Annotated in this window: 2 protein-coding genes and 2 pseudogenes; all 4 read right to left on the bottom strand. The window is 56.2% G+C overall.

Annotated features, from left to right (window positions below):
* Positions 1-401 precede the first annotated feature (401 nt).
* A pseudogene (gene ligA / locus PACILC2_RS25820) lies at positions 402-2400 on the bottom strand (NAD-dependent DNA ligase LigA).
* Between the two features lie 110 nt (positions 2401-2510).
* Positions 2511-4838 (bottom strand): annotated as a pseudogene (gene pcrA, locus PACILC2_RS25815) (DNA helicase PcrA).
* A 268-nt stretch (positions 4839-5106) separates the two neighbouring features.
* Entirely contained in the window at positions 5107-5850 is a 744-nt protein-coding gene (gene pcrB / locus PACILC2_RS25810) for a heptaprenylglyceryl phosphate synthase (RefSeq protein ID WP_213531877.1), read from the bottom strand.
* 15 nt (positions 5851-5865) lie between these two features.
* Positions 5866-6771: U32 family peptidase (locus tag PACILC2_RS25805; RefSeq protein WP_213531875.1), on the bottom strand; the 906-nt coding region annotated here is incomplete at its 5' end.

Below are 6771 nucleotides of genomic sequence, written 5' to 3'. Positions count from 1 at the left end.
TAAAGTTGATTGTGCTCATTGTTGCTTAAAAATTCGTTATCCGAATTGACGTGTTCCATTTGTTCAGTTTTCAAAGAACTTGCTTGCTTATCGTGTCAGGCGTTCCCGCCGTGACAAGATTTGATTATATCAGCGTCTGCCCAACATGTCAACAAGTTTTTTGTCCGTTTGGACAGAAGCTTGTCGTCCGCCGTCATTTGTGCAGCGGAAAAGCGACATGACTTAATTTATCATATCTCAACATAAAATACAACGTTATTTTTTGGCACGCCGCAGACGTTGCTGATATAGAAGAAGCGTCCCGGCTATATGACGTCATAAGACGATTCGCCGGAACGCTTCAAATTTCGCTCATTCGCTATAAGACCCGACGCGCGCCGCAAGACGCGCGCATCCGTTTCTTACGACCGGACGCTGCCGCCCAGCATCCGCCTGAATTCCTCTTCGTCCTCAATGACCGGTATGCCCAACTCTCTGGCTTTGGCCAGCTTGCTGCCGGCCGCTTCTCCCGCGATGACATAATCGTGTTTTTGGACACGCTGCCTGTCACTTTGGCCCCGCTCGCCTCCAATAGCCGGGTCGCTTCATCGCGCGTCAGCGTCGGCAGCGTCCCGGTCAAGACGACGGTTTTGCCGTTGAACACGCTGTTGCTTTGCACTTCCGGAGCCTGTTCCGCTTCAGCCTTGACGCCCAGCTCGCGCATTCGGGCGATGCTTTGCTTGACAACCGGATCGGCGAAAAAGCCGACGATACTTTCGGCGACAACCGCGCCAATGTCGGGCAATCCGACAAGCTCTTCCGCCGTGGCGTTCATGACCGCATCAAGATCGCCATAATGATCGGCCAGCATTTTCGTCGTCGCTTTGCCGGTATTCGGGATGCCGAGCGCGAACAAGAATGCGGCCAGATCGCGATCTTTCGATTTTCGATCGCCTCCAGCAAATTCCGCGCCTTCTTGTCGCCGAAACGTTCCAGTTTAATCAGATCGTCATAATCCAGCTCATACAAGTCGGCCGGATCTTTGACGCCGCAATGATCATAAAGCTGCTCCGCCGTCATGACGCTGAACGTTTCGATATCCATTGCGTCGCGCGAAGCGAAATGAACGATGCGGCCGATCGTCTGCGGACGGCATCCGAGCCGGTTGTTGCAAAACAAATGGGCTCCCCTCTGCTCCAGTTCCGTTCCGCAAGCCGGACAATGCGCCGGGTAGACGATTTCCGCCCCCTCCTCATCGTCCGCCTTGCCGAGAATTTCCGGAATGACATCGTTCGAGCGCCGGATAAATACGCGCGTGCCGAGCGCATACTTTAAATTTTTCCGTTCGATATCGCCGATATTGTTCAATGTACAGTTCTGAACCGTAACGCCGGCCAGCTCGACCGGCTCGACCCGGGCCACAGGCGTTATTTTCCCGGTGCGCCCCACTTCCCACGATACGGACTCCAGCACGGTCGTCGATTCTTCCGCTTCAAATTTGTAAGCGATAGCCCAGCGCGGAAATTTGTCCGTATATCCGAGAACTTGTCGGGTGCGCATATCCGTCAGCTTCACAACGGCACCGTCGATCAAATAATCGAACTCCCCGCGCATCGACGCAATGCGATGGAGCTCCTGCCGCACATCCTCGATATTGTCGAAATACGAAATATGCGGATTGACTTTCAAACGGTTTTGCCGCAAAAATTCGATCATTTCCTGATGCGTGTCGAACGAAACGCCTTCAGCGTAGCCTACATTATAGAAGAACGCGCTGAGCTTCCGCTCCGCGGTTACTTTCGGATTCAGGTTGCGGAGCGCGCCGGCGGCCGCGTTGCGCGCGTTCTTGAGCGGCTCCGCGGCCGTACGGTTGTACGCTTCCAGCACCGACAAATACATTAAGCCTTCGCCTTGAATTTCGACCACGCCCTGCGTGAACGGAATCGAAAGCGGAATCGAGCGGATGGTGCGAACCTGGGCCAATATTCCTTCTCCCACCGTACCGTTGCCGCGAGTCGCCGCCTGTACGAGTTTGCCGTTTTCATAGGTAAGGTTGATCGTCAAACCGTCAAACTTCAATTCGACGACATATTCCGGCGCCGGAAGCGGATTATCGGGATTTTTCTCGTTGTAATCCTGAATGCCCCGCAGCACCCGCTGGTTCCAAGCCAGCAAATCTTCGTCGTCCTGCGCTTTGTCAAGACTCCACAGACGGCTGCGGTGGCGGTAAGGCTCGAAGCCCGGCAGCAATTCGCCGCCGACGCGCAAAGTCGGCGAATCCGGCAGCACGACGCCGGTCGCCTCCTCCAGTGACTTCAGCTCGTCATAGAGGGCATCGTATTCTTTGTCGCTAATAACGGGCTGATCCAACGTATAATAATGGTAGTTGTGACGGTCGATCTCGGCCGCCAGTTCGCGCATCCGCTCCAGCTGCTTCGGCTCGCAAACCCGTTCCTTTTCCGGGCGAACGTCCACGGACGATCCCTTCCTTTCATCCATCCGATATCTTTCCATTCATATTTCGAGCCGCTTCAAACCTTCGTAATGGGGGCAAAACGGCGAGCAGCCGCTTGATGCCTGTAGGCGCCGGGAAGGCGATTTGCAACTCCATGTCATTGCCAGTCCCTTTAACGGAAACGACGACGCCTTCCCCCCATTTGGGATGGGCGACCTTGTCTCCCGCGGCGAACTCGCGGTCCGCCCCGCCCGCCGCCATCGCGGCGTCTGCCGGCGAGCTTACGCGCACGCCCGGGCTTGAGGGACGAGATGACGGCGTTCCGGACGCGCCGGATAATGCGGACCGTCCGCCGAAGGCGTCCCGGAATCCAAGTCCCGTTCGTCCCGTATCGCCGAAGCCGTAACCCGTATAACCCCGACCGGCACCAAAGCCCTTGCGTCCGATACCCGACGAAACGACTTCTTTCAATCCGTCCGGCACTTCCTCCAAAACGCGACGGCGCGTTGGCACCTGTACGGCCAAACAGTGTCCGCATGCGGGCGCAGGTCAGATACAGCCGCTCTTCCGCCCGGGTAATGCCGACGTAGGCGAGCCGCCGCTCCTCCTCCAATTCCTCCGGGTCCATCAGCGCCCGGCTGTGCGGAAAGACGCCTTCCTCCATACCGATAATGAACACAATCGGAAACTCGAGCCCTTTGGCGCTGTGCATCGTCATCAGCACGACCGCATCCCCTGGCGCAGCGTCTTCCGCCCTGTCCATCGTATCGATATCGGCAATCAGCGCAAGATCGGTCAGAAACGCTACAAGCGATTTGTCCTCGTTGCGCTTCTCGAAGTCTTGCGTTACCGACAGAAACTCGTCGATATTTTCCAGCCTGGATTTGGATTCCAGCGTGTTTTCGCGCTGCAATTCGACGCGGTATTGCGTCATTTCCAGCATCTGCTCCGTCAGTTCGGTCACCGAGAGATAGTCTGTCATTCGCGCCAGACGATCGATCATGTCGCGGAATTCAAGGAGCGAGGCGCGAGCCCGGCCGCTGATATCCAGACCGTCCAGATCGGACAGCACCTTAAATATGGACACGCCTCGGCGCGCCGCTTCTTCTTCCAGTTTGCCCACGGTTGTATCGCCAATCCCCCGCTTGGGCACATTAATGATCCGCGTCAGGCTGATATCGTCGTCCGGGTTGGACACCAGCCGCAAATAAGCGAGCAAATCTTTAATTTCCTTGCGGTCGTAGAACCTGATGCCGCCTACGATTTGATACGGAATATCCGACTTGATCAGAATTTCCTCGATGACCCGCGACTGCGCGTTGGTCCGGTACAGAATCGCATGATCGGAATACCGCTTGCCCCGCTCTTTGTTTTTGCGGATTTCCTCGATGACGAAGTAGCCTTCCTCGTGCTCCGAATCGGCCTGATACACTTGAATCGCGTCGCCGTCGCCGCGATCGGTCCACAGCTTCTTCTCCTTGCGGCTTGTATTCCGCTGGATGACGGCGTTCGCCGCATTCAAAATATTCGCCGTGGAACGATAGTTTTGCTCCAGCATAATCGTCTTCGCTTCGGGATAATCTTCTTCAAAGTTCAAAATGTTCGTAATATCCGCGCCGCGCCACCGGTAAATCGACTGGTCGCTGTCGCCGACGACGCAAATGTTATGATGATTATCCGCCAGCATGCGACAGAGCATATACTGCGCCCGGTTCGTATCCTGATACTCGTCGACGTGAATGTACCGGAATTTTTTCTGGTAAAAATCCAGCACCTCGGGAACGTCCTTGAACAATTGGATCGTCATCATGATCAGGTCGTCGAAATCGAGCGAATTGTTGCTTTTCAACTTTTTCTGATACGCTTCATATACTTTGGCCGCGATATCCTGGTAGTAATCGCCCGCCTTCTGCGCGAACCGCTCGGGGGTCTGCAGCTCGTTTTTCGCCCCGCTGATAACCGCTTGAATCCCTCGAGGCTCGAATTTTTTCGTGTCGATGTTCAACTCTTTCATACAATTGCGGATGACCGACAGCTGATCCGTGGAATCCAGAATGGAAAAATTGGACGTATACCCGATCCGGTCAATATCTTTCCGCAATATACGCACACACATGGAGTGGAACGTCGATACCCAAATATCCTGCCCCGTCGGTCCGACCAGCGCGGCAACCCGCTCCTGCATTTCCCGCGCGGCTTTATTCGTAAACGTAATGGCCAGAATGCTCCAGGGAGCCACGCGGCGCTTCTCGATCAAATAGGCAATCCGATGCGTCAGCACCCGCGTTTTGCCGCTGCCCGCTCCCGCCATAATCAGCAGCGGGCCTTCCGTCGTCTGCACCGCTTCCCGCTGCTGTGGATTCAGCTTCCGAACCGCTTCGTCGATGCTCGTCGCATTCCACATGTCCGTACTCCTTTGTTCGCATTTGTTCGCCTTTCCTCCAGTGTAGACAACGGACTTTGAAGTGTCAATTTCGAGACGGGAAACAGGCCGCCATCATCCATTGTCCCTTTCCGACCTGTGTGCTTTTGTGCAAAAAAACAAAGAAGACCGTCATGCCAGATCATGAATACAGAACGATGACGGTACAAGAATACGAGAAAATTATTGAGTTATTTTTATCTGTACGAAACCATTATAAATTTAAACAACTCAATAGAAACAAAGAAATCTACAATTCATTATTTGCATATTTTAAATCTTCACTATCGGACGATCGTTGCGGCCCGCCAACGGACCGGACGGCTTCCACCGTGGACAAGGCTCTGTTTAAATCTTCGTAAATCACATTGCCTACGACGACCGTATGCGCCGAGCGCGCGGCCAATGCCGCCTTCGCCGCGTCATCGATTCCTCCGCCGTAAAACAGCCGCGAGACCGTAACGGTTCGCGTCGCTTTCCCGACAAGATCCATATCGCCGTAACGGCCGCTGTATTCCAAATAGATCACCGGGAGCCGCATCAGCCGATCGGCCAGACGGACGCAGGCCAGGACGTCGGCGGCATCGGTCAGCGGACGGGCGCCGCTCACCTTGGCGGCAGTAGCGTCGGGATTCAATATAATGTAACCCGAGGCCGCCGTCCGTTCCCAAGGGATAAGCTCGCCGTAGTCGCGTATTGCCTGCAGCTGGCGGCCGCACAGCCACTCGACGGTTGCCGCGTTCAGCACCATCGGAATGAAATAGCCGTCGAAGCCGGGGACGGCCGAATCTGCTGACGTCAGCTCCAGTACGCATTCCACATCGTGGCGTCGGATGCGAGCGAGCAGCTCCGCCGTATTGGCAAAGGTGACGCCGCTCGATCCCCCGACGATGATCGCGTCCGTGCCTGACCGGCATATCGCCCGCAGCGCCCCGTCGGATATCGTTTTGTCCGGATCGAGCTTGAAAACATGTCTCCACTTCTCCACCCGCATCGTTGAACCTCCGCCCTATTTCACCAGTTGGCCTCGCGTAACGCCGAGCTGGTTGATCGCCTTCAGGGTGCGCCATACTTGCGTCCCGGTAATGCGGCCGGCGAGCGCCTCCTGATACAGCCCCATCACTTCCAGCACTTTGTCCGCCGATTCCTCCAGAAATTCGACACGGAACGACGATACGCCGAGTTCGACAAAATGCTGCAAATATTCCGCTCCCGATTGCTCGATCGCATTATAGACCGTATTCCGGCATCCTTCGTCGACCCGCACCGGATGGCTCATGCCGATTCGGTCTCTTAGCGACGCGCGGTGCGATTCGCACGGACGTCCGCAATTGGTATAATCGGTGCCTTCGCTCAAAAACGTGCAGTATACGCAATGCTCGGTATGATACATCGGCAGATGCTGATGAATGACAATTTCCAGCAGCGAGGTGTCCGCCCGTTCCAGCAGATCGATCATCTGCTGGATATTCAGATCGTAGGACGGCGTAATCCGCTCAAGGCCGGCCTCGGCGAGCAGCCGGACCGTCTTGTGGTTGGCCGCATTCAGCGAGAAGTCGCCGATCAGCTGCGGGAACGGCTGTCCGCTGCCTGCCCGCTCAGCCCGAGCCTTCGCGTAATAATACAACGCGCCGGTGTTGCGCACGAGCACCGCGTCCGGCTGCAGCCGCAAAATGTTGGCATGGTAGCCGTTCTCCCCCGGCATATGAATCCGCGGCGTCGCCAGCGCGATCGGCTTGCCTGCGCGCCGGGCCGTCTCGATGGCGGCGGGAAATTGCTTGATGAACTCGAAATCGGCATAGATCATCGCCGCATCGGTCCTAACCGCCGCCTCCACCTGCTCCAGGCTGCGGCAGAGCGCCGTCAGCCTGACCTTGCCGCCGGGCGCCCCGCAGCCGCGCCCGCCCCGTTCGCG

Source organism: Paenibacillus cisolokensis, from assembly GCF_018403665.1.
In the GTDB taxonomy this organism is placed as follows: domain Bacteria; phylum Bacillota; class Bacilli; order Paenibacillales; family Paenibacillaceae; genus Paenibacillus_AH; species Paenibacillus_AH cisolokensis.
This window is presented reverse-complemented; position numbering and strand designations above follow the sequence as displayed.